General features: G+C 65.9%; 19 protein-coding genes. 10 read left to right on the forward strand and 9 right to left on the reverse strand.

Translation table 11 applies throughout. The features are described from left to right. The first annotated feature begins 344 nt into the window (after positions 1-344). The 3 genes from cysS to cimA all read left to right on the forward strand — a co-directional run bounded on the left by cysS (position 345) and on the right by cimA (position 3,944). The gene (cysS, locus tag ABIE08_RS04350) at positions 345-1,856 is read left to right on the forward strand and encodes a cysteine--tRNA ligase (RefSeq protein ID WP_354549013.1); all 1,512 of its coding nucleotides are present in this window, start codon (positions 345-347) and stop codon (positions 1,854-1,856) included. Positions 1,857-2,130: 274 nt separating this feature from the next. Further along, positions 2,131-2,343, forward strand: a complete 213-nt coding sequence (locus tag ABIE08_RS04355; RefSeq protein WP_354549014.1) for a CysS/YqeB C-terminal domain-containing protein — start codon at positions 2,131-2,133, stop codon at positions 2,341-2,343. Beyond that, the gene (gene cimA, locus ABIE08_RS04360) at positions 2,340-3,944 is read left to right on the forward strand and encodes a citramalate synthase (protein ID WP_354549015.1); all 1,605 of its coding nucleotides are present in this window, start codon (positions 2,340-2,342) and stop codon (positions 3,942-3,944) included. The genes ABIE08_RS04355 and cimA overlap by 4 nt, the downstream gene beginning before the upstream one ends. A 55-nt stretch (positions 3,945-3,999) precedes the next feature. Here the strand turns inward: cimA and ABIE08_RS04365 are convergent, their stop codons facing one another. Then, positions 4,000-4,716, reverse strand: coding sequence for a TetR/AcrR family transcriptional regulator (locus tag ABIE08_RS04365; RefSeq protein WP_354549016.1), 717 nt, complete (start codon positions 4,714-4,716; stop codon positions 4,000-4,002). Between the two features lie 48 nt (positions 4,717-4,764). Here ABIE08_RS04365 and ABIE08_RS04370 point away from each other — a divergent pair, with 48 nt between their 5' ends. Further along, positions 4,765-5,919: an FAD-dependent oxidoreductase gene (locus ABIE08_RS04370; RefSeq protein WP_354549018.1), complete on the forward strand. Its 1,155-nt coding sequence runs from the start codon at positions 4,765-4,767 to the stop codon at positions 5,917-5,919. Between the two features lie 35 nt (positions 5,920-5,954). Here the strand turns inward: ABIE08_RS04370 and ABIE08_RS04375 are convergent, their stop codons facing one another. Further along, positions 5,955-6,557, reverse strand: a complete 603-nt coding sequence (locus ABIE08_RS04375) for a TIGR00730 family Rossman fold protein (RefSeq protein WP_354549019.1) — start codon at positions 6,555-6,557, stop codon at positions 5,955-5,957. A gap of 230 nt (positions 6,558-6,787) precedes the next feature. Between ABIE08_RS04375 and ABIE08_RS04380 the strand changes: the two genes are divergently transcribed. From ABIE08_RS04380 to pssA, 4 genes are all read left to right on the forward strand, one after another. Then, the gene (locus ABIE08_RS04380; protein WP_354549020.1) at positions 6,788-8,377 is read left to right on the forward strand and encodes a LysM peptidoglycan-binding domain-containing protein; all 1,590 of its coding nucleotides are present in this window, start codon (positions 6,788-6,790) and stop codon (positions 8,375-8,377) included. A gap of 134 nt (positions 8,378-8,511) precedes the next feature. Next, entirely contained in the window at positions 8,512-10,449 is a 1,938-nt protein-coding gene (locus ABIE08_RS04385; protein ID WP_354549021.1) for an ABCB family ABC transporter ATP-binding protein/permease, read from the forward strand. A 343-nt stretch (positions 10,450-10,792) separates the two neighbouring features. After that, positions 10,793-11,500, forward strand: coding sequence for a phosphatidylserine decarboxylase (locus ABIE08_RS04390; RefSeq protein WP_354549022.1), 708 nt, complete (start codon positions 10,793-10,795; stop codon positions 11,498-11,500). Position 11,501: 1 nt separating this feature from the next. Next, a complete protein-coding gene (gene pssA / locus ABIE08_RS04395) occupies positions 11,502-12,326 on the forward strand; it encodes a CDP-diacylglycerol--serine O-phosphatidyltransferase (protein WP_354549023.1) in 825 nt (274 codons plus the stop codon). A 268-nt stretch (positions 12,327-12,594) separates the two neighbouring features. Here the strand turns inward: pssA and ABIE08_RS04400 are convergent, their stop codons facing one another. Then, a complete protein-coding gene (locus tag ABIE08_RS04400; protein ID WP_354549024.1) occupies positions 12,595-12,786 on the reverse strand; it encodes a hypothetical protein in 192 nt (63 codons plus the stop codon). 180 nt (positions 12,787-12,966) lie between these two features. Here ABIE08_RS04400 and puuE point away from each other — a divergent pair, with 180 nt between their 5' ends. Both puuE and parC read left to right on the forward strand, forming a co-directional pair. Next, positions 12,967-13,878: an allantoinase PuuE gene (gene puuE / locus ABIE08_RS04405; protein WP_354549026.1), complete on the forward strand. Its 912-nt coding sequence runs from the start codon at positions 12,967-12,969 to the stop codon at positions 13,876-13,878. 61 nt (positions 13,879-13,939) lie between these two features. After that, complete coding sequence (parC, locus tag ABIE08_RS04410; RefSeq protein WP_354549027.1) at positions 13,940-16,198, forward strand: DNA topoisomerase IV subunit A; 2,259 nt, start codon at positions 13,940-13,942, stop codon at positions 16,196-16,198. Positions 16,199-16,358: 160 nt separating this feature from the next. Here parC and ABIE08_RS04415 read toward each other — a convergent pair whose 3' ends face one another. The 6 genes from ABIE08_RS04415 to ABIE08_RS04440 form a co-directional block, all read right to left on the reverse strand. Beyond that, positions 16,359-17,117: an arginyltransferase gene (locus ABIE08_RS04415; RefSeq protein WP_354549028.1), complete on the reverse strand. Its 759-nt coding sequence runs from the start codon at positions 17,115-17,117 to the stop codon at positions 16,359-16,361. 86 nt (positions 17,118-17,203) lie between these two features. Continuing rightward, complete coding sequence (locus tag ABIE08_RS04420) at positions 17,204-17,704, reverse strand: RDD family protein (protein ID WP_354549029.1); 501 nt, start codon at positions 17,702-17,704, stop codon at positions 17,204-17,206. Positions 17,705-17,790: 86 nt separating this feature from the next. Further along, complete coding sequence (locus ABIE08_RS04425) at positions 17,791-19,038, reverse strand: threonine ammonia-lyase (protein ID WP_354549031.1); 1,248 nt, start codon at positions 19,036-19,038, stop codon at positions 17,791-17,793. A 16-nt stretch (positions 19,039-19,054) separates the two neighbouring features. Next, entirely contained in the window at positions 19,055-20,401 is a 1,347-nt protein-coding gene (locus tag ABIE08_RS04430; RefSeq protein WP_354549032.1) for a branched-chain amino acid ABC transporter permease, read from the reverse strand. A 43-nt stretch (positions 20,402-20,444) separates the two neighbouring features. Next, the gene (gene hemB, locus ABIE08_RS04435) at positions 20,445-21,464 is read right to left on the reverse strand and encodes a porphobilinogen synthase (RefSeq protein ID WP_354549033.1); all 1,020 of its coding nucleotides are present in this window, start codon (positions 21,462-21,464) and stop codon (positions 20,445-20,447) included. A 96-nt stretch (positions 21,465-21,560) separates the two neighbouring features. Next, entirely contained in the window at positions 21,561-22,853 is a 1,293-nt protein-coding gene (locus tag ABIE08_RS04440; protein ID WP_354549034.1) for a hemolysin family protein, read from the reverse strand. Between the last annotated feature and the right edge of the window lie 217 nt (positions 22,854-23,070).

The raw sequence follows: 23,070 nt of genomic DNA on the forward strand, positions 1-23,070 counted from the left end.
CCGATCTTAGGGTTTTGGTGACGCTGATGGCGGGACTGTGGAAATCCGTGCGGAAACGTGGCGCGGCGGAATCGCCGAGCCGGCGACAGCGGCATCGGGCTGCCGGTTGAGCCGTGCGGGAGGCGGCGCCGCCTATTTCCGGTCGAGTTCGCTCCGGGCTGCTTGACGCTCCGGCGGATTTCGGTCATCACGCTGACATGACGGCTTTTCCGCGTTTCAACGGCATTATCTGCTGCGGGATTATTACCGGCTAGCGCACGCTGGCTGAGGCCGTTCCTCTGTTCCATTCCGATAGAGACGAACGCCCAAGGCCCGGCGGGCTTGTGTTCATTCGGGATCGTTCAATGACTCTGCGCCTCTACAATACGCTGACGAAGGAAAAGGACGCGCTTGCGCCGCTCCTGCGCGATCCCGTGACGGGCAAGGACCGCGTCCGCCTGTATGTGTGCGGGCCGACGGTGTACGACTTCGCCCATATCGGCAATGCGCGCCCGGTCATCGTCTTCGACGTGCTGTTCCGGCTGCTGCGCCATGTATATGGCGCCGACCAGGTCACCTATGTCCGCAACATCACGGACGTCGACGACAAGATCAACGCGCGCGCCGCGATCGACTATCCCGACCTGCCGCTGAACGAGGCGATCCGTCTGGTGACGGAGAAGACCGACGCGCAGTTCCAGGCGGATGTGGCGGCGCTCGGCTGCCTGCCGCCTACGGAGCAGCCGCGCGCGACCGAGCATATCGACGGCATGAAGGCGATGATCGAGCGGCTGGTCGAGCGCGGCGTCGCCTATGTCGCGGAAGGCCATGTCCTGTTCTCGCCATCCGCTATGGACCGCTTGAACGGCGCGCTGCCGCGCTATGGGGCGCTCGCCCGGCGCTCGCTCGACGAGATGCTGGCCGGTGCCCGCGTCGACGTCGCGCCCTACAAGAAGGAGCCGATGGATTTCGTGCTCTGGAAGCCTTCGGCCGAGAACGAGCCCGGCTGGCCGTCGCCAGCCGGCATCGAGGGGCGGGGCCGTCCGGGCTGGCACATCGAGTGCTCGGCCATGTCGATGGCGAAGCTGCTGGAGCCGTTCGGCGGCGGACTCAACTGCGACGACCCGCTGAAGAACACGTTCGACATTCATGGCGGCGGCATCGACCTCGTCTTCCCGCACCACGAGAACGAGATCGCGCAGTCCTGCTGCGCCTTCGGTGCGCCGCGCATGGCCAATATCTGGATGCATAACGGCTTCCTGCAGGTCGAAGGCGAGAAGATGTCGAAGAGCCTCGGCAACTTCGTCACCATCCGCGAGCTGCTGGAAACGGGCCGCTTTGGCGACAATGTCTGGCATGGCTCCGTGCTGCGCTTCGCCATGCTGACGACGCATTATCGCCAGCCGATCGACTTTACCGCCGAGCGCCTGGTCGAGGCGCGCAGGCAGCTTGCCGACTGGATCGATTTCGTCGGCGGCGCGGACCCGTCCGAGAGCGACGAGCCGCCGGCGGAACTGGTCGAGAAGCTGGCCGACGACCTCAATTTCTCCGAGGCCAAGGCGCTGATGGCATCCTGGGCCCGGCAGAAGGGCGACGTCGCCGCCGCGACTAAGCTGTCGCGCTCCATGCGTTTCCTCGGCCTGTGGAAGGGTGAAGCTTCGGCCGATATCTATTCCTATGGCCACAGCGATTCCGATGGTCCCAGCGCTGCCGAGGTCGAGGTCTTCATCGCCGCCCGTCTCGAAGCCCGCCGCGCGAAGAACTTTGCCGAGGCCGACCGCATCCGCGCCGAGCTCGACGGCATGGGCATCACGCTCAAGGACGCCAAGGACCCGGCGACGGGCGAGATCGTCACGACCTGGGAGGTGAAGCGATGATGGCTGTTTGCTCCGCTCTCGCCACCCGCTCCGGCGTCGCTGGCTCCGGCACCCGCACCACACTCGCCGTCATCCCTGCGAAAGCAGGGATCCATGTCGACGGGTGCGGACAGGCTGCCACGACGCCCAATGCCTCAGCCGTATGGATCCCTGCTTTCGCAGGGATGACGACGGAGGGTGTCGTGGCCGACGCAGCCTTGTCCGTTCGCGGCTCCATCGCCCCCAAAAATTCACGCGCGCGCTGAACCGCGTCGCCAACCAGAAAGATACCGCCATGACCAAGATTCCGCTCGACGAAGCCCTGATCGAACAGCTCATTGCCGACCGCATCGCCGCGCGCGAGGCCAAGGATTTCGCCAAGGCCGACACCATCCGCAAGCAGCTCGACGCCATGGGCCTCGTCATCATCGACGGCAAGGATGAGGCGACCGGCGAGTTCTGGACGACATGGGATCCCAAGGCTGCGCCGGAAGAAGAATCGGAATGACGAAAGAGCGCCTTTATCTGTTCGATACGACGCTGCGCGACGGGGCGCAGACCAATGGCGTCGACTTCTCGGTCGAGGACAAGGTCCTGATCGCCGGCATGCTCGACGCGCTCGGCGTCGACTATGTCGAGGGCGGCTATCCCGGCGCCAACCCGACCGATACGCGCTTCTTCACCGAGAAGCGCACGGCGCGGGCGAAGTTCACCGCCTTCGGCATGACCAAGCGGGCAGGGGTCAGCGTCTCCAACGATCCCGGCCTCAACACGCTGCTCGCGGCAGCCTCGGACGCCATCTGCTTCGTCGCCAAGACCTGGGACTATCAGGTCAAGGTCGCGCTCGGCGCCACCGAGGCAGAGAACCTCGAAGGCATTCGCCAGTCGGTCGAGGCGGCGGTAGCTAGCGGCAAGGAAGCGCTTGTCGATTGCGAGCATTTCTTCGACGGTTACAAGGCCAACCCGACCTATGCGCTCGCCTGCGCCAGGACGGCCTATGAGGCCGGCGCGCGCTGGATCGTGCTCTGCGAGACCAATGGCGGCTCGCTGCCGGAAGAGGTCGAGCGGATCGTGCGCGAGGTGGCCAAGGTCATCCCGGGCGACCATCTCGGCGTTCACGCGCATAACGACACCGAGCAGGCCGTCGCCAACTCGTTAGCTGCCGTGCGCGGTGGCGCGCGCCAGATCCAGGGCACGCTGAACGGCATTGGCGAGCGCTGCGGCAACGCCAACCTGACCTCGATCATCCCGACGCTGATGCTGAAGCCGTTCTATGCGGACCAGTTCGAGATCGGCGTGACGACGGAAGCCTTGCAGGGGCTCACCGCGCTGTCGCACCGCTTCGACGAGATCGTCAACCGCGCGCCCAACCGGCAGGCGCCCTATGTCGGCGCCTCGGCTTTCGCGACCAAGGCCGGCATCCATGCCTCGGCCATCGTCAAGGATCCGAGCACCTATGAGCATGTGAAGCCGGAATCGGTCGGCAACCATCGCCGCGTCCTGGTTTCCGACCAGGCGGGCCGGTCCAACCTGCTCGCGGAGCTCTCGCGGCTGGGCATTCCCGTCGACAAGGCGGATCGTCGTCTCGACGCGCTGCTTTCCGAGGTCAAGGAGCGCGAGGCGGTCGGCTATTCCTATGAAGGCGCCGATGCGTCGTTCGAGCTGCTGGCGCGCCGCACGCTCGGCAACGTGCCTGATTTCTTCACGGTCGAGAGCTTCCACGTCACCGTCGAGCGCCGCTTCAACGCGGTCGGCAAGCAGATCTCGGTCTCGGAGGCCGTGGTCAAGCTGATCGTCGGCGGCGAGCGGCTCTTGACGGTCGAGGAGGGCAACGGCCCGGTCAACGCGCTGGATCGTGCGCTGCGCAAGGATCTCGGCGTCTACCAGGACATCATCTCCGGCCTGGAGCTGATCGACTACAAGGTGCGCATCCTGAACGGCGGCACCGAAGCCGTGACCCGCGTGCTGATCGAGACCCGCGACGAGACCGGCGAAAGCTGGCTGACCATCGGCGTCTCGGAAAATGTCGTCGACGCCTCGTTCGAGGCGCTGCTGGACGCAATCATCTACAAGCTGGTCCGCGCCGGCGCGAAGCCGGCCAAGAACTAGGCGGCGCGGGCGCATCCGATCGGCATGCGCCCGCAGCGTCTGACCCAGGGTCGCCTTACCGGACGGTGGCGATGCCGGCCAGGATGAGAGCGACGCCCGCGAGAAACTGCTCGCGGTCGTCGTGTTTGGGAAACTGCGCCGACACTTGGCGCAGGAACGGATATTCCGCGGCGTCGAGCCGGGCCCATCGGGCGGCGACGGCGCCCAGGAACGTCATGCGGTCTGTTCGAGCCGCATCGCCGGCGGCAATGCGTGCGTTCGCAGCGTTCTGTCCGGCAACGCCGAGAATGTAATTTAGAAGCACGGACGCGGCGTCGAACTGTGCCGCCTCAGGTACACCGAGCCTCTGAAGCCGCCCGCCTATGCCCTCGAAGATCTGCAGCATCGCGGTCCGCCAGGGTTCGCGGGAAAGCTGGGCGCCTACCCACGGATGCTCGTCGATCGCATCGAAAACGCCGAGCGCGATGGCGCGGATCGCCTCGCTTGGCTCCGCATCGCCTATCACCCTGGTCATGACCCGAGCGATGACGTGGTCGGTAGTTGCCGCGAGCAGCTCGTTTTTGTCGGCGACATGCCAGTAGATCGCCCCGCTCCCGGTCGCCAGACGAGCCGCCAGCGCGCGAAAGGTCAGGCCGCTCTCACCTTCCGTGTCGAGGATCTCGATCGCCGCCGCGACGATGCGTTCCTTCGAGAGCGCATCCGAGCGCCGTTCCGTTCGCTGTTTTTTGGCCGTCATGGAGCCGATCTTGACATTAATGGAACGACGTTCCAATTACTATTTATGGAACATCGTTCCAGTTGATCTCCTGAAAGGATCCCGATGATGCCAACCGTCACGATCGTCGGCGCGGGACTAGGCGGCCTCACCCTCGCGCGCGTTCTCCACCTCCACGGCATTGCGGCCACGATCTACGAGGCGGAGCCTTCGGCCCAGGCTCGCACCCAGGGAGGCATGCTCGACATTCATGAGGCCGACGGACAGCTTGCACTCAAGACGGCAGGGCTGTTCGACGCGTTTCGCGACTTGATCCACCCAGGTGGCGAAGCATCGCGTGTGCTCGACAGCCAAGGCAATGTGCTGCTCGACCAGCCGGATGACGGCACGGGCGGTCGTCCCGAGGTGTTACGCGGCGAATTGCGGCGAGTTCTGCTCGAATCCCTGCCAGAAGGAGCGATCCGGTGGGGCAAGAAGCTCACCGGCGTCACGGCGCTTGGCGGTGGTAGGCATGAACTGTCGTTCGCGGACGGAACGACCGCGCGAACCGAGCTTCTCGTGGGGGCGGACGGGGCGTGGTCGAAGGTTCGGCCGCTGCTCTCGGAGGCCAAGCCAACCTATATCGGCACGGGATTCATCGAGACTTACCTGTACGACGCCGACGAACGGCACACCGCGACGGCCGACGCGGTTGGCGGCGGCGCGCTGTTCGCGCTCGCGCTCGGCAAGGGGATTTTTGCCCATCGCGAGCCGGATAGCGTCTTGCACAGCTATGTTGCGCTGAACCGTCCCGAGGCGTGGTTCTCCGCCATCGACTTCACCGACGCTGGCGCCGCGATGACGCGGATCGCGGCCGAATTCGAAGGGTGGGCTCCGGCCCTGACGGCGCTGATCACCGACGGCGCGACCGCGCCGGTCCTGCGCATGCTTCACGCACTACCGGTCGGGCTCCGGTGGGAGCGCGTGCCCGGTGTGACGCTTGTCGGCGACGCCGCGCATCTGGCGCCGCCGGCCGGCGAAGGCGCGAACCTGGCGATGTTTGACGGTGCCGAACTGGGAAAGGCGATCGCCGCGCACCCGGCTGACATCGAGGCGGCGCTGGCCGCCTATGAAGCCGCGATGTTCCCCCGCAGCGAGTCGGAGGCGGCCGACGCGCACGAGGTTCTCGAGCTCTGCCTCGGCGATCGCGCACCGTCCGCGCTCGTCGATTTCCTCAACGGCGCGATCGATCGGGACGCCGACGCAATCGCGCGATCCTGATCCGCACGATCAATGGATCCTCGTTGGTCGGTCGATCAGAGATCGGCGATCGGAATCGGTTCGGCGGCGCGGGGCGCGGGCGCTGCCGGCGTCGCGGCGAGGAGCTTCGGCACGATCTCTTCGGCTGTGTTGGCGACGAGGTAGCTCACTTCGAAGCCGTTGCGGATGAAGCCGGCATCCGCCATGTGGCGCAGCAGCGCGATCAGCGGGTCCCAGAAGCCGTTGATATTGGCAATCAGGACCGGCTTCTTGTGCTGGCCCAGCTGGGCCCAGGTCATCATCTCGACCAGTTCCTCCAGCGTGCCGATGCCGCCCGGCAGCGCCACGAAGGCGTCGGCGCGCTCGAACATGATGCGCTTGCGCTCATGCATGTCCTCGGTGACGACGAGCTCGTGCGCCGTCTCCAGCATCACTTCGCGCTCCCGCAGGAACTGCGGGATGATGCCGATCACATGGCCGCCGGCCGCCATCACGGAGCGCGCGGTGATGCCCATCAGGCCGATGGCGCCGCCGCCATAGACGAGGCCGAGCCCGGCTTCGCCCATGGCGCTGCCAAGCCGTTCGGCGGATTCGGCATAGATCGGGTCGTCGCCTGCGGACGAACCGCAGTAGACGCAAATCGAGGAGAGCTGTGTCATGAGGCCTTCCTCGCATCCGCAACGGCGACCGTCAAGCGGAAGGCAAATGCGCCACAGAGCCTCGGAAACTGCGGTTTCGCTGCCTTGTCGCGATGCGGAAAGCGGGTATAACAGTTCGGTGAAATGCTGGAGAAACAGCCGAAGAATCGGCGCGATCCGGCGGGGAAGTTGGGGCCGCAGGGCGTGCAACCCGGCAGCTGTTCCGTTTTGAGCGACAGGTTTGAGCATCGATGGCTGAAAAGACACCTCCCGGACCGACGACTTCCGGCCGCGTTGCCGGCGTAGTGGCGATCGCTGCCATCCTGGTCGGGGGCTATTACGGCCTGGTTGCGAAGCCCGCTTCGACGACCGCGACGACGTCCGATGCCGCACAGGCGACGCCGGGCGGTAAGGTGGCCGAGACGGCTCCGGGTGCCGATGCGAGCGCCAAGCCAGCGGAAAACGCGCCTGCCCAGAACGCGCCTGCCAAGGCTGCGGACGGAAGCGGCGACAAGGCCACGCAGACCGCTGCGATTTCCGCCCCCGTTACCGATCCGAAGGCCGCGTCGACCGAGGCCGGCAAGCCGGCCGAGACCGCGGCGCCCAGCTTCGATATCGTCCGCGTCGAACCGACGGGCGAAACCGTCGTGGCCGGTCTCGCCGCGCCGAAAGCCAAGGTGGAACTGCTCGACGGTTCCGCGCCGATCGCCACCGCCGAAGCGAATGAGCGCGGCGAATGGGCGATGGCGGTGGAGAAGCCGCTGGCCGCCGGCACGCATGATCTCTCGATCCGCACCACCTCGCCCGACAAGAAGACCGAGACCCTTTCCGAGCAGAGCGTGGCCGTGCAGGTGCAGGAGCCCGGCAAGGGCGAAGCGCTCGTCGTGCTGAACACGCCCGATGCCGCCAGCAAGGTGCTGCAGAAGCCGGATGCCGCCACGGCCGAAACCAAGCTTGCCGCCGCGCAGCCGGAATCGGTTGCGCCGAAGGTGAGCGAGCGGGCACCGCCCGCTGCCGCAACGCCGGAAGCGGCTGCCGGAGCACCCGCCACGTCGAATGCGCCCGGCGAAGCCACCGCTGCGGCCACCGCCGATACCCCCGCGAAGCCGGATTCTGCCGCCACTGCGAATGCAGCACCTAAGACGGATGCTACCAAGACGGATGTGCCCGCTGGCACGGATACGCTGGCTGAATCCGACAAGGCCGCCCAGCCGAACGCCTCCGGCAACGCCACGGCACCCGCGCCTGCTGATGCGACGACGGCCGCCAAGCCGGCTGCGCCGACCGATGCCAAGACGGCCGAGGCGGCTGCGCCCGCTGAGGCGCCCAAGGTCACGGTCGATGCGGTCGAGGTCGAGGACGGCAAGCTGTTCGTGGCCGGCTCGGCCAAGACCAAGGCGCCGGTGCGCGTCTATGTCGACGAGAAGCCGGTGGGCGTCGCCAAGCCGGGCGAGGGCGGCCGCTGGCTGCTCGAGGCCCCGCAGACGGTCGAGCCCGGCCGCCGCGTCGTGCGCGCTGACCAGCTCGAGGGTGATACCGGCAAGGTCGTTGCGCGTGCCGAAGTGCCGTTCGAGCGCAGCCCGGATGAAGCCGTTCTGGTGCCGGTCGCGGCCGGCGGCGGCGCCGGGGGCGCCAATGCCGATGGCAACGTGCCCGCTCCGCAGAACGTCATCATCCGCCGTGGCGACAATCTCTGGAGCATTTCGCGGCGTCTCTACGGCCGCGGCATCCGCTTCTCGACCATCTACGAGGCGAACAACGATCAGATCCGCAATCCGGACCTGATCTATCCCGGCCAGACCTTCGTGTTGCCGACCGGCGACGCCAACTGGACGAACTGAGCCGCAAGCACCATGTGAGCGGGGCGCGCGGATCGCGCGCTCCCATCTTCCACCGCGCCCGGATCCGCTCCGAGGCGCGGTTTTGCCGTTGCGCATGGCGCGATGGCCGACCGCGATAATCTGGAGAATTGCCAATGAGCGCGAACAACAGCGCCACCTCGCAGCCCGCCAAGGGCGTGCCGGATGAAGAGAAGGACGCAACCGCGTTCTCCACGATTGTCAGCCTCTGGCCCTATATCTGGCCGAAGGACCGTAACGATTTGAAGCTGCGCGTCGCCGGCGCGCTCGTCATCCTGGTGCTGGCCAAGGTCCTGACGGTCTGCATCCCGTTCCTGTACAAATGGGCGACCGACGCACTCGTCTCGCCCGCCAATGCCGCCGGCGACAAGGCCGGCCTTGCCCTCATCGTCACCGTGCCGATCATGCTGGTGGTCGCCTATGGCGTCGGGCGCATCCTGCTCAACGCCTTCAACCAGATGCGCGATGCGCTGTTCGCGCGCGTCAGCGAGAACGCGATCCGCAAGCTCGGCCGCCGCGCCTTCGTCCACATGCACCGCCTGTCGCTGCGCTTCCACCTGCAGCGGCGCACCGGCGGCCTGTCGCGGACGATGGACCACGGCATGAAGGGCATCGACTCGATCGTCGATCACATCATCCTCAACACCTTCCCGACGCTGCTGGAGTTCCTGCTCGCCGCCGTCGTGATCGCCTGGCAGTTCAACCTGACCTATGTCGCGGTCATCGCTGTCACCATCGTCGCCTATGTCTGGTTCACGATCGTCGCCTCGAACTGGCGCATCGCGATCCGCCGCGAGATGAACGCGTCCGATACCGACGCCAATGCCAAGGCCGTCGACTCGCTGCTCAACTACGAGACGGTCAAGTATTTCGGCAACGAGACGATGGAAGCCGACCGATACGACCGCTCGCTCGAGCGTTACGAGGCGGCCTCGATCAAGACGTGGACGTCGCTTGCCTGGCTGAACTTCGGCCAGACCGTGATCTTCACGACCGGCATGACCATCTGCATGGCGCTCTCCGGCGCGGCCATCATGCGCGGCGAGCAGACCATCGGCGATTTCGTCATGATCAACGCGCTGCTGGTCCAGCTTTCCTTCCCGCTGAATTTCATCGGCACGGTCTATCGCGAGCTGAAGCAGGGCCTGGCCGATGTCGAGGCGATGTTCCGCCTGCTCGACATGCCGGAAGAGGTGCAGGACAAGCCGGGCGCCCCGGCGCTCGTGGTCCGGCAGGGCTCGGTGCGGTTCGAGAACGTCTCCTTCCACTATGATCCCGCGCGCGAGATCCTGAAGGGCGTCGATTTCGAGGTTCCGGCCGGTAAGACGGTCGCCATCGTCGGGCCGTCCGGCGCGGGCAAGTCGACCATCTCGCGGCTGATGTTCCGCTTCTATGACGTCACCGCGGGGCGCATCACGATCGACGGCGTCGATATCCGCGACGTGCAGCAGGCAAGCGTCCGCGCTGCCATCGGCATGGTTCCGCAGGACACGGTGCTGTTCAACGATACCATCGCCTACAACATCGCCTATGGCCGCCCGAGCGCCTCAATGGACGAAGTCCGCGAGGCGGCGCAGATGGCGCAGATCGCGGGCTTCATAGAGACCTTGCCGGACGGCTTCGATTCGGAAGTCGGCGAGCGTGGTCTGAAGCTCTCCGGCGGCGAGAAGCAGCGCGTGGCGATTGCCCGCACGATCCTGAAGGCGCCGCCGATCCTCGTGCTCGACGAGGCAACGTCGGCGCTCGACACCCACACCGAGCGCGAGATCCAGGGCGCGCTCGACCGGGTTTCGGCCGGCCGCACCACGCTGGTGATCGCGCATCGCCTTTCCACAGTCGTGACGGCCGATGAAATCATCGTGCTGGAAGCGGGCAAGATCATCGAGCGCGGCCGCCATAGCGAGCTGATGCTGCAGGGCGGATTGTACGCCTCGATGTGGGATCGCCAGCGCGAGGCCGACGAGGCAGCCGAGCGCCTGCGCCGGGTGCAGGAAACGGACACGCTGGGAATCGTCGTGCGCGGACCGAAGGCCGGTCTGGAGACCGTGAGCTAGCTCTTCGACTCGAGGCCACACAGAGAAGAGGTCCGGAGGCGGTAGCCTTCTGGCTCCGCCCTCATCCTGAGGCGCTTCGCGCAGCGAAGCCTCGAAGGACGATCCAGTGGGCGCCTCGTGTGCTGGGGGAATCCCTGGACCCTCCTTCGAGGCCCGGCTGCGCCGGGCGCCTCAGGATGATGGGGAAGCGGCGCTCGACTTTCTCGACCGTTGAAGGCTTGAGATTGGAAATATGGAGCGCCACTTGCCTCGTCTGCGACCGCGGGAAACGGGCGGGGCGGCTTCACACCTCGGCCGATCCATGGTTTACCGGACGCGACTTTATTAGGAGACAGGGCAAGGCATGGATTCTGTGCTGAAATCGATCCGGGCGAATTTCGTTCCGATCCACCGCGAAGGCTACCCCTTCATCGCCATCCTCGCCTTCGTCACCCTGTTCCTGGGCTGGCTATGGGGGCCGCTGTTCTGGCTCGGCCTGATCCTGACCGCCTGGTGCGTCTATTTCTTCCGCGACCCGCCGCGCGTGACGCCGATCGATCCGGATTTGGTCATCAGCCCGGCCGATGGTCGCGTTTCGGCCGTCGGCCCCGTCGTGCCGCCGCCGGAGCTGGAGCTTGGAACCGCGCCGCGCGTGCGGATTTCTGTCTTCATGAACGTGTTCAACTGCCATGTGAATCGAGCGCCCGTCGCCGGTCGCGTCCACCGCATCGCCTACAAGCCCGGCAAGTTCCTGAATGCCGAGCTGGACAAGGCGAGCGAGGATAATGAGCGCAACGGCCTGGTCATCGACAGCGCCCACGGCCAGCTCGGCGTCGTGCAGATCGCCGGCCTCGTGGCGCGGCGCATCGTGTGCTTCACCCGCGAAGGCCAGCCGCTTGCGGCCGGCGAGCGCTTCGGCCTGATCCGCTTCGGCTCGCGCCTCGACGTCTATCTGCCAGAGGGCGCCGTTCCGCTCGTCGCCGAGGGCCAGACGGCGATTGCCGGCGAGACCGTTCTGGCCCGCTTCGGCACGGCCAGCAGCGGCGCAGCCTCCGGCGTCCGGATCGACTGACATGGAAACGATTTTTCCGCCGTTCGATCCCGACGACGAGGAGGGCGAGCGCCCGCGTCCCCGCCGTCAGATCCCGTTCCGGATGATCCTGCCCAATCTCGTTACGCTGCTGGCGCTCTGCGCCGGCCTGACGGCGATCCGCATGGCGATCGAGGCGCGCTATGGCGAGGCGATCGCCATGATCGTCGTGGCGGCCGTGCTCGACGGCATCGATGGCCGCGTCGCGCGCATGCTGCGCTCGACGTCGCGCTTTGGTGCGGAACTGGATTCCCTGACCGACTTCGTCAATTTCGGCGTCGCTCCCGCGATCCTGCTCTATGCTTGGGCGCTGGACGAGGTCCGCTCGCTGGGCTGGATCGCCGCGCTCGTCTTCGCGATCTGCGCCGCGCTGCGGCTTGCCCGCTTCAACGTCGCGATCGACAATCCCCACAAGCCGGACTGGCAGGCGAACTTCTTCGTCGGCGTTCCGGCTCCGGCCGGCGCTCTGATCGTGCTTCTGCCGGTCTATCTCGAATATCTCGACCTGCCGCACGGGCGCTTCACCGCGCCGGTCGTGCTGGTCTACACGATCGCCGTTGGCCTGCTGATGGTGAGCCGCTTGCCGACCTGGTCGGGCAAGAAGTTCGGCGGGGTATCGCGAGAAGTCGTGCTGCCGCTGTTCGTCTTCGTCGTCGTGCTGGCGGCGATGCTGTTCAGCTATCCGTGGCACGTGCTGGCGGTTGGCGCGATCGCATACCTGATCATCCTGCCGCTCGGCTGGCGCGCCTGGCGCAGGCATATGCGCGAGGATGCGTCGCAGGCGGCCATCGACAAGGACCTGATCTAAGCAAAGACCCCGGAAGGCTGACGGCTTTCCGGGGTCTGTTTTTGATGTCGGCTCGGCAGTCTGGTTCATCGGTAAGTCGAGGCAATCCTCGTGCCGACGCTCTCCCGCAAGCGGGCGATGGAGACGCCCGACCCGGCAATTGCAGGGCGATCCGATACCTGAAGCTCAAGCATCGATGCCGAGGACGATCGCCGGCCGAAAACCCTCGCCCGCTTGCGGGAGAGCGTAGGGTGAGAGACTTGAAGGGCGCGAAGCCTTCGCGCCGAGATCAGCCGTGGCTGGCGACGGCCTGCATGCGCTCGTCGAACGGCACATGGGTGAAGGCTGCGTCGACCGTGCTCGGCGCCATCAATTCGAGGACGCGCCTCATCTGGGCGATCTGAAGGTCGAGCGCCGCCATGAAGCGGGGATCATCGGCCGGAAGGCTGGTTGCCTGGAACTGCGTGTGCGCGGACTGCATTCTGCCCTCCTTGGGGACGGTGGCAGCAGGCGGTCGCTACCAATTGTTTAGATTTTGAGCCATGTAGGTTAATGCCTCGTGAATCGGCGGGGCGCGTTAACGCTGATATCAGTGAGATGCAGCCATGACGCGCCGCCGAGCTCGTGGCCGCGATAACCATTTCGATAATCCGGGGCCAGCATGACGACTTCCTATCCGCGTGACCTGATCGGTTATGGCCGCAACACGCCCGATCCCAAATGGCCGGGCGGGGCGAATGTCGCCGTGCAGTTCGTCGTCAACTACGAGGAGGGCGGCGAAAGCAGCATCCTGGACGGCGATAAGGCCTCGGAATCGCTGCTGTCGGAAATCGTCGGCGCCCAGCCCTGGGTCGGCCAGCGCAACTTGAACATGGAATCGATCTACGAATATGGCTCGCGCGCCGGCTTCTGGCGCCTGTGGCGGATGTTCTCCAGCCGCCAGGTGCCGGTCACCTGCTATGGCGTGACGCAGGCGATGGCGCGCAATCCGGAAGCGGTCGCCGCGATGAAGGAAGCGGACTGGGAACTCGCCAGCCACGGCCTGCGCTGGCTCGAATACAAGGACTTTTCCGAGGAAGAGGAGCGCCGCCACATCCACGAGGCGATCCGCCTGCATACGGAAGTCGCCGGCTCGCGTCCGCTCGGCTTCTATCAGGGCAAGCCCTCCGATCACACGCTGAAGATCCTGATGGAGGAGGGCGGCTTCCTCTATTCCTCGGACAGCTATGCCGATGACTTGCCCTATTGGGTGGCGGGGCCGAACGGCCCGCATCTGATTATTCCCTACACGCTCGAAACCAACGACATGCGCTTCGCCACGCCGCAGGGTTTCAACTCGGGCGACCAGTTCTTCACCTACCTCAAGGACGCCTTCGACGTACTCTATGAGGAGGGCGAGCAGGGCGCGCCGAAGATGATGAGCGTCGGTCTGCACTGCCGGCTTGTCGGCCGCCCAGGACGCGCCGCGGCGCTGGCCCGCTTCGTCGATTACGTGGCGTCGAAGGAGAAGGTCTGGATCCCGCGCCGCATCGACATCGCCTGGCACTGGCACGCACACCACAGGCCGGCATAAACGGCGGCGGCCGGCCGCTTTCCCTTGAAATGGCTGAATACTGCGGTTACTCCCATCAGGCATGGGAAAAGCGCTGATTCCGCCAGACGGCGGCCATGTCGAAACGATCAATCTCCGCGAGGCGCTTGAAGAGCGCTACCTCGCCTACGCCCTTTCGACCATCATGGGTCGGGCGTTGCCGGATGCGCGCGACGGGCTGAAGCCCGTCCATCGCCGCATCCTCTACGGCATGCACCTGCTGCGCCTCAGCCCGGATTCGGCCTTCAAGAAATCGGCCAAGATCGTCGGTGACGTGATGGGCTCGTTCCATCCGCATGGCGACCAGTCGATCTATGACGCGCTCGTGCGCCTGGCCCAGGATTTCTCCTCGCGCTATCCGCTGGTCGACGGTCAGGGCAATTTCGGCAACATCGACGGCGACGGCGCGGCAGCGTACCGCTACACCGAAGCGCGCATGACCGAAGTCGCGCAGATGCTGCTCGAAGGCATCGACGAGGACGCGATCGATTTTCGCGAGAACTATTCCGGCGACCTGAAGGAGCCGATCGTTCTCCCGGCGAGCATTCCGAACCTGCTCGCCAACGGCACGTCGGGCATCGCGGTCGGCATGGCGACCTCGGTGCCGCCGCACAACATCGCCGAGCTTTGCGACGCCTCGCTGCTGCTGATCAAGAACCCCGACGCGACGGCCGAGGAACTGGTCCAACACGTCCAGGGCCCGGATCTGCCGACCGGCGGCATCATCGTCGACAACCGCGCGCAGATCACCGAGGCCTATCGCACCGGCAAGGGCGGGTTCCGCGTCCGCGCTCGCTGGCATGTCGAGGACCAGGGCCGCGGCACCTATCTGATCGTCGTCACCGAGATTCCCTATCAGGTGCAGAAGTCGCGCCTGATCGAGAAGATCGCCGAACTGATCCAGACGCGGAAGGTGCCGCTGCTGGCGGACGTGCGCGACGAGTCGGCCGAGGATATCCGCGTCGTGCTGGAGCCGCGCGCCCGCACGGTCGACGCCGCGCTGCTGATGGAATCGCTGTTCAAGCTCACCGAGCTCGAGAGCCGCATCTCGCTCAACATGAATGTCCTCTCGAAGGGCATCGTGCCGAAGGTGATGACCCTTTCGGAAGTGCTGCGCGAGTGGCTCGACCACCGCCGCGAGGTGCTGGTGCGCCGTTCGGCGTTCCGCCTGGCGCAGATCAAGCACCGGCTCGAAGTTCTGGAAGGCTATCTCGTCGCCTACCTGAACCTCGACGAGGTGATCCGGATCATCCGCTACGAGGATGAGCCGAAGCAGGAGTTGATGAAGACCTTCTCGCTGACCGACCTGCAGGCCGAGTCGATCCTCAACATGCGCCTGCGCTCCCTGCGCAAGCTCGAGGAATTCGAGATCCGCAGCGAGCACGAGAAGCTCTCGGCCGAGATGGCGGAGATCGAGTCGCTGCTCGGTTCCGAGGACAAGCAGTGGAAGACGGTCGCCTGGCAGATCAAGGAGGTCCGCAAGACCTTCGGCCCGGAGACGCCGCTCGGCAAGCGCCGCACCGGCTTCGCGGACGCGCCGTCGCATGACGTCGAGGATATCCAGCAGTCGATGATCGAGCGCGAGCCGATCACCGTCGTGGTTTCCGAAAAGGGCTGGATCCGCGCGCTCAAGGGCCATGTCAGCGATTTCACGACGCTGACCTTCAAGACCGATGACGGGCTGAAGATGGCGTTCCATGCCGAGACGACGGACAAGCTGCTGGTGTTCTCCACCGGCGGCAAGTTCTACACGCTCGGCGCCGACAAGCTGCCCGGCGGGCGCGGCCATGGCGAGCCGATCCGCCTGATGGTCGATATGGACAATGCGCAGGACATCGTCACGGTGTTCGTCCACAAGCCCGGCCGCAAGCTGCTGCTGGCCTCGACCGATGGTCGCGGCTTCGTCGTGCCGGAGACCGAGGTCATCGCCAATACCCGCAAGGGCAAGCAGGTGCTGAATGTCGACGGCACCGAGGAAGCGCGGATCTGCGTCGAGGCGGCGGGCGACCTCGTCGCCATCATCGGCCAGAACCGCAAGTTCCTGATTTTCCCGGCCGAGCAGATCCCCGAGATGACGCGCGGCAAGGGCGTCCGGCTGCAGCGCTACAAGGATGGCGGCCCGGCCGACATCCACATGTTCTCCAAGGCCGAGGGGCTGACCTGGATGGATTCATCCGGCCGCAGCTTCACCCGTTCGGCCGAGGAACTGCGCGACTGGATCGCCGAGCGCGGCCAGGCCGGCCGGCTGCCGCCGGACAAGTTCCCCAAGACCAACAGTTTTGGAACGCCGCCGCTGAAGTAGGGGCAATTAGACCCTCACCCCAACCCTCTTTCGCACGCGGGTGAGGGAGCGCGACGGCGCTCGCTTGGTCTCGATATCGATGGAGCGCTGCGGCGGAAAAGCCCTCGCCCGCTCGCGGGAGAGGGTTGGTGAGGGCCTTGCTTGGCCTGTTACCCAGCGATCACTCGCTGCTTTGGCCCGCCAGCTCCCAACCGCGGGGGCCGAGATGCTGCTGGGGCTTGAAGCGGGCCTTGTAGGCCATCTTCTTCGAGCCATCGACCCAATAGCCGAGATAGACGTAGGGCAGGCCCATGCGCCGGGCGCGGCGGATGTGGTCGAGGATCATCAGCGTTCCAAGCGACCGGTCGATCAGGTCCGGCTCATAGAACGAATAGACCATCGACAGGCCGTCCGAGAGCAGGTCGGTGAGCGCGGTCGCGATCAGCGGTCCCTCGCCCTGGCCGGTGATGCCGCTGTCGGGGCCGCGGAACCGGTATTCGACCAGCATCGTGTCGACATGCGTGTCCTCGACCATCATGGCGTAGTCGAGCACGGTCATGTCGGCCATGCCGCCCTGGGAATGGCGGGCATCGAGATAGGCGCGGAACAGGGAATATTGCTCTGAGGTCGGCGCGGCGTCGACGCGCGTGCCGATCAGGTCGCTGTTCTTCTCCAGCACGCGCCGAAAGCTGCGCGTGGTGATGAACTGATCGACGGGAACGCGGATCGAGATGCAGGCCTTGCAGGCCTCGCAGGCCGGGCGATAGGCGATGTTCTGGCTACGCCGGAAGCCGCCCTGCGTCAGGATTTCATTGAGGGCCGAGGCCTTCTCGCCGACCAGATGCGTGAACACCTTTCGCTCCATCTGCCCCGGAAGATACGGGCAGGGCGATGGCGCGGTCAGGAAGAACTGCGGCGTGTCGGTCGAATGCTGGGTCATCGCACAACGGGCCCGGACGATTCAGGCATGCAGCAACGATAATACGCCTGCGCCCGGTGCCCAAAGTAAATTCTGGTGGAAGACAATCAGCGCCGGGTGCGCGTCAGCGGGCCGGCGTTGAGGATCACGGTGCCCAGCAGCATGTCCTGCAGCAGGCGCTTGCGGTTGGAGAAGAGCCCGACCAGCAGGACCAGCGGCGTCAGCACCGAGACCGAGAACCAGAAGATCAGCGAATGCGCGGCGGCGATGATCGGGCCGATGCGCTGGCCGTCCGTGCTGCGGATGGTGACGCCCGCCATGCGCATGCCGGGCGTGGCCGCCTTGGGGCCGCCCAGCGTCAGGCCGACATAAAGCAGGGCGACGATGGCGAATAGCGGCAGGCCGAACAGCAGCCAGGCGATGCCGAGCGTGAGGACGCCCATCGCGATGATCACCAGCGACGCGACCAGCAGGAAGACGCCGATCAGAATGGCATCCATGATGAACGCGAAAAAGCGCTTCGACAGCACGCCGTCAAAGAGTTCCGGTTCGCGCACCGGGTCGAAGACCATGCCGTTATAGCGGTAGGCGTCGTCATAGTGCGTCATGTCGATTTCCTGGTACTGTCCCATGATCGATAAATGGGCAATGCCGGTTCTTCATACAAGAAGTGGCCCAGCGATGCTTCCCGCGATCAGGGAGGATCCATGCGCTCCACCGAATACTGGTGCGCCTCCAGCGCCGCGACGATCTCGCGCGCATGCTCGGGGCCGTGCGTTTCGATCGTGACGTCCAGGCTGGCCCCCTTGGCCGGCACCGTCAGCAGGTGGCGGTGATGCGAGACCTCGAGAATGTTGCCGCCGCAATTGCCGATCGTCTGGGCGATGTCGGCAAGCACGCCCGGCCGGTCCGGAATGGTCATGCGCACAGCGACGATGCGCTCGGACCGCGCCAGTTCGCGCACCATGATCGAGGCGGCGAGGCGCGGATCGATGTTGCCGCCGCAAAGCACCAGTCCGACGCGCTGCCCGCGGAAACGGTCGGGATCGGCCAGCATGGCGGCGAGGCCGGCAGCACCCGCGCCTTCCGCCATGGTCTTCTGCAGCGTCAGATAGGCGTTCACGGCGCGCTCGATCGCGGTTTCCGACACCAGCACGACGTCGTCGACGAAGCGCCGGGCGATCTCCAGCGTCAACACGCCGACATTCTTGACGGCGATGCCCTCGGCCAGCGTGTTGCCGCCGCATTCGCCCTCCACGCCGTCGAGGGCCGCCCGCATCGACGGATAGAGTTCGGTCTCCACGCCGATGATCTCCGTGTCGGGCGAAAGCGCCTTGGTGGCGATGGCGATGCCGCCGATGAGGCCGCCGCCGCCCACCGGCACCAGGATGCAATCCAGATGCGGCCCGTCCTCGATCATTTCGAGCGCGATGGTGCCCTGACCGCGAATGACATGCGGATCGTCGTAGGGATGGACCCAGACGGCGCCGGTTTCGTCGGCGATGCTGGCGGCGATCTGCTGGCAGGCCGCCAGCGTCTCGCCCTCGACGACGACCTTGGCGCCGAAAGCCTGCGTCGCCTCGATCTTCACGAAGGGCGTCGTCTTCGGCATGACGATGGTGGCGGGGATGCCGAGCCGCTGGGCGTGATAGGCGACGGCCTGGGCGTGGTTGCCGGCCGACATGGCGACGACGCCGTTGGCGCGTTCCTCGGGCGTCAGCGAAAGCAGCTTGACCAACGCGCCGCGTTCCTTGAAGGCCGAGGTCACCTGCAGGTTCTCGTATTTGACATAGACCTCGGCGCCCGTCAGCCGCGACAGGCGCGGGGCGGGCAGGAAGGGCGTCCGGATCAGGACCCCGTCGATCAGCCGCGCCGCGTCGCGAATGTCCTCCAGCGTGGGAATCGCGCGGGACGGCGAGGGGGTCTGGGATGCGTCGGGCATGGGGCCTCCGGGAAGATCAGGGCAGGCGTGTCCCGCGCCCCTCTTCCAGCGCTTGGCCGAGGCCCAGCAGGCCGTTGGGGCGCAGCAGGAAGAGCAGGGTGAGGACGGAGAGCACGACGATGTCGCGCGAGGTCGAATCGAAATAAGCGGACCAGAGCGTCTCGAGGGTTGCGATCAGCAGTCCGCCCAGCACGGCGCCGACGAGCGAACCCGCGCCGCCGACCAGGCTGGCGAGCAGCGCCTTCAGGCCGACCATCAACCCCATCGAGAAACTGATGGTGCCATAGCTGAAGGCGATGACGAGTCCGCCGCCGGCCGTCAGGGCCGATGCCAGGACCATGGTCGTCGCGGTGACGGCCGAGGTATGAATGCCGGCGAGACGTGCCATGACGCGGTCATCCGACACGGCGCGCCAGGCGCGGCCGAAGCGCGAGAACCGCATGAAGGCGAGCACGGCCGGCAGGATGACCAGGGCCGAGGCGATGATCAGCAGGCGCATTTCCGGAATGATGACGGGGAAGTCGCCTCCGGTGAGGGTGACCGGTGTTTCCAGCATCGGCTCGACCCAGATGTCGCGCACGCCCTGCGTCAGACGCAGCATTTCCGAAAGCGCGATGCCGAGCCCGATCGTGGCGATGATGAAGGCGCGGTCCGGCCGCCCCTCCAGCGGCAGGACGACCGAGCGACCGACCAGCCAGCCCCAGAGCGCGGCCAGGGCGACCGCGGTTGCGATGGCCAGCGCCACGGTGGCCAGCAGCCCGAAGGACGGAATCCCGCCGGCCGCCACGATGCCGAACAGCGCGCCATAGCCGCCGATCACGGCGATCTGGCCAAAGGCCATGTTGATGCGGCGGATCAGGCCGTAGATCAGCGCGTAGGCCAGCGCCAGCGGCGAATAGAGGGCGGCAAGCGCCAGGATGTTGGTGATCTGTTGGAGCGCGAAGCCAACTGCCTTGGGCGGCGCCCAGGAGAGAAGCTGGATGCTGGGCGGCTGCCAGTTGGTCTCGGCCACGGCCCGCGAAATGGCAGTATCGCTGGACAGGAACCAGCGATAGAGCGTCAGCAACTGCCGCTCGGAGAGAGCACCGTCATAGCCGCGCACGCCGATGACGTCGCGCCGGCCCATCTCCAGCGTACCTCCGCCAAACGCGCAGTCGACATAGAGCGGCAGCGGCATGCTGGGGACGGTGTAATTGACCCGGACCGCATGGCTGACGCCGGTCAGCGGAATCACCGACTGGATCGTGACCTTCTGGTTTTCCGGCGCCACGGCGGTCGCGACGGCGACGCAGATCCGCGCCTGTTGGCGGTCGACCTCGGAGCACGCGGAAAGCAGCGCGGCCGCGCAGAAGAGGAGCGCCATGATCGCGGCCGATCTTGCCGCCCCCCGCATCGGCGCGCCCCGTTCAGCGAGGGAGGAAGGGAGCGACGAGCGGCGCGAAGTAGGTCAGGATGCCGTCCGCCCCCGCCCGCTTGAAGGCTGCGAGGCTCTCGATGAAGGCGCGGTCGCCGTCGATCCAGCCGTTCCGGGCTGCCGCCTGAAGCATCGCGTATTCCCCGGACACCTGATAGGCGAAGGTCGGCATGGCGAAGGTCTCCTTCACCCGCTGCACCACATCCAGATAGGGCATGCCGGGCTTGACCATGATCATGTCAGCCCCTTCCTGAATGTCGAGTTCTACCTCGCGCAAAGCTTCGTCCGTATTGCCGAAATCCATCTGGTAGGTGCGCTTGTCGCCGATCAGCGTCTTCGACGTCCCGATCGCGTCGCGGAACGGGCCGTAGAAGGCGGAGGCATACTTGGCCGAGTAGGCCATGATCTGTACGTCGAGGAAGCCGGCATCGTCGAGCACTTCACGGATCGCCGCGACACGGCCGTCCATCATGTCGGACGGGGCGATGACATCGGCGCCCGCTTCGGCCTGGGCCAGCGCCTGCTGCACGAGCAGCGCCACGCTGGCGTCGTTGACGATCCGGTCGCCTTCCATCACGCCGTCATGGCCGTGGCTGGTATAGGGATCGAGCGCCACGTCGGTGATCAGGCCGATCTCCGGCACCGCCGCCTTGATAGCGCGGCAGGCCCGGCAGACGAGATTGTTCGGGTTCAGCGATTCGGACCCGGTCGGATCGCGCAGCGACGGCTCGGTGAAGGGGAAAAGCGCGATGGCAGGAATGCCCAACGCCGCCGCCTTCTCGGCCTCGACCACGGCCTGGTCGACGGAGAGGCGCTGAACGCCCGGCATCGAGGCGACGTCCTGGCGGACATTCGTTCCCTCGACGAGGAAGATCGGCCAGATCAGGTCGTTCACCGTCAGCACCGTCTCGCGTACCAGCCGGCGCGACCATTCCGCCTTGCGATTGCGTCGCAGGCGGCGGCCGCCCAGAATCGCGTTCATGTCGGGCGGGGTGAAGGAGTGACGGGTCATGCTGATTTCCTTGGAAGGCGCGGCGGCGGGACGTTAGCACCGGGAAAACCCGCTGCAAGCGCCGCACTGTCGCGCCTCCGGATGAGACGGAGCGGCCTAGCTGTCGCTCTTTCGGACGAGAACCTTGTCGATCCGCCGGCCGTCGAGGTCAACCACCTCGAAGATCCAGCCCTCATAGCTGAAGAACTCGCCCGGCACCGGGATGTGGCCGAAATGGTTCAGCATGAAGCCCGCCATGGTGGCGAAATCCTCGTCGCTGTCGACCAGCTTCAGCGCCAGCGTGCGCTCGACGCTGTCGATCTGGGCGCTGCCGTCGATCAGCCAGGAGCCGTCGGCGCGCTGGGTGGCGTCGGGAACGTCGTCGCCCTCATGTTCGGGCATGTCGCCGGCGATCGCGGTCAGGATGTCCATCGGCGTCACGACGCCCTGGAAGCTGCCATACTCGTCGAGCACCACGGCCATATGGACGTTCGACGTCTTGAAGCGGTCCAGCACCTTCAGGATGGGCATGCGCTCGTCGACATAGAGCGGCTCGCGGATGACCGGCGTCAGGTCGACGGTCTGGCCCTTGTAGATCTGCTCCAGCAGGTCCTTGGCGTGGACGATGCCGATCACCGCGTCGATCTCGCCGCGACTGACGGGAAAGCGCGAATGACCGGATTCGATCACGGCGTCGCGGATGTCGGTCGGCGAATCCTCGATATCGAGCCAGACCACGTCCGGCCGGGCGACCATGATCGTGCGGACCGAACGGTCGGCGACGCGGATCACCGCCTCGATCATCTCGCGCTCGGCCTGATGGAAGACGCCGGCCTCGGTGCCTTCCGCGATCATCGTCTTGACCTCTTCCTCGGTCACGCCGCGCTCGTCATTCTCCTGTTTGCCGAGAATGCGCAGCACGGTGTTGGTCGAGAGGCGCAGGAACCAGACGATCGGCAGAGCGACGCGCGCCAGCAGCCCGACCGGCCGCGCCACGAAGCAGGCAAGCCGCTCGGGATTGGTCAGCGCCAGGCGCTTCGGCACCAACTCGCCCGCAATCAGCGAGAAATAGGCGAGGCCCACGACGACGATGACCGTCGAGATGGTCGAGGCGCGGTCGCCGAGGCTCGGGAATTCATAGAGCAGGAAGTCGTTGAGCGGCGTTGCGAGCGCAGCCTCGCCGAAGGCGCCGGACAGGATCGCAACCAGGGTGATGCCGATCTGCACCGCCGACAGGAAGCCGGTGGGGTCCTCCGCCAGCTTGAGCGCCGCGGTGGCGCCGCCGACCCCTTCGCTGGCCATGAACTGCAGACGGGCAGGGCGGGATGAAACGACGGCGATCTCGGATAGCGCAAAGAAGCCGTTGAAAGCGATCAACACAGCGATGATCAGAATGTCTTGCCAGGGCATGTGTCGTTTAGCGCGCGGCAATCATTGAAAAGGGCACCATCTTATCCGTTTGGACATGGAAAAAAGGACTGGCGAGCCGAACCTAAAGGTCCCGCTCCAGAGCAAAGCTTCGCATACGCTATCTCGACATGATGGTGATCATATCGAACGCTGCAAGTTCTCGCCAGCGGAGAGATGCTTCAATCGCTGCATTGCGGAAATCCCGCGCCCGGCTGAA

This window comes from Kaistia defluvii, assembly GCF_040548815.1.
Classification (GTDB): Bacteria; Pseudomonadota; Alphaproteobacteria; order Rhizobiales; family Kaistiaceae; genus Kaistia; species Kaistia defluvii_A.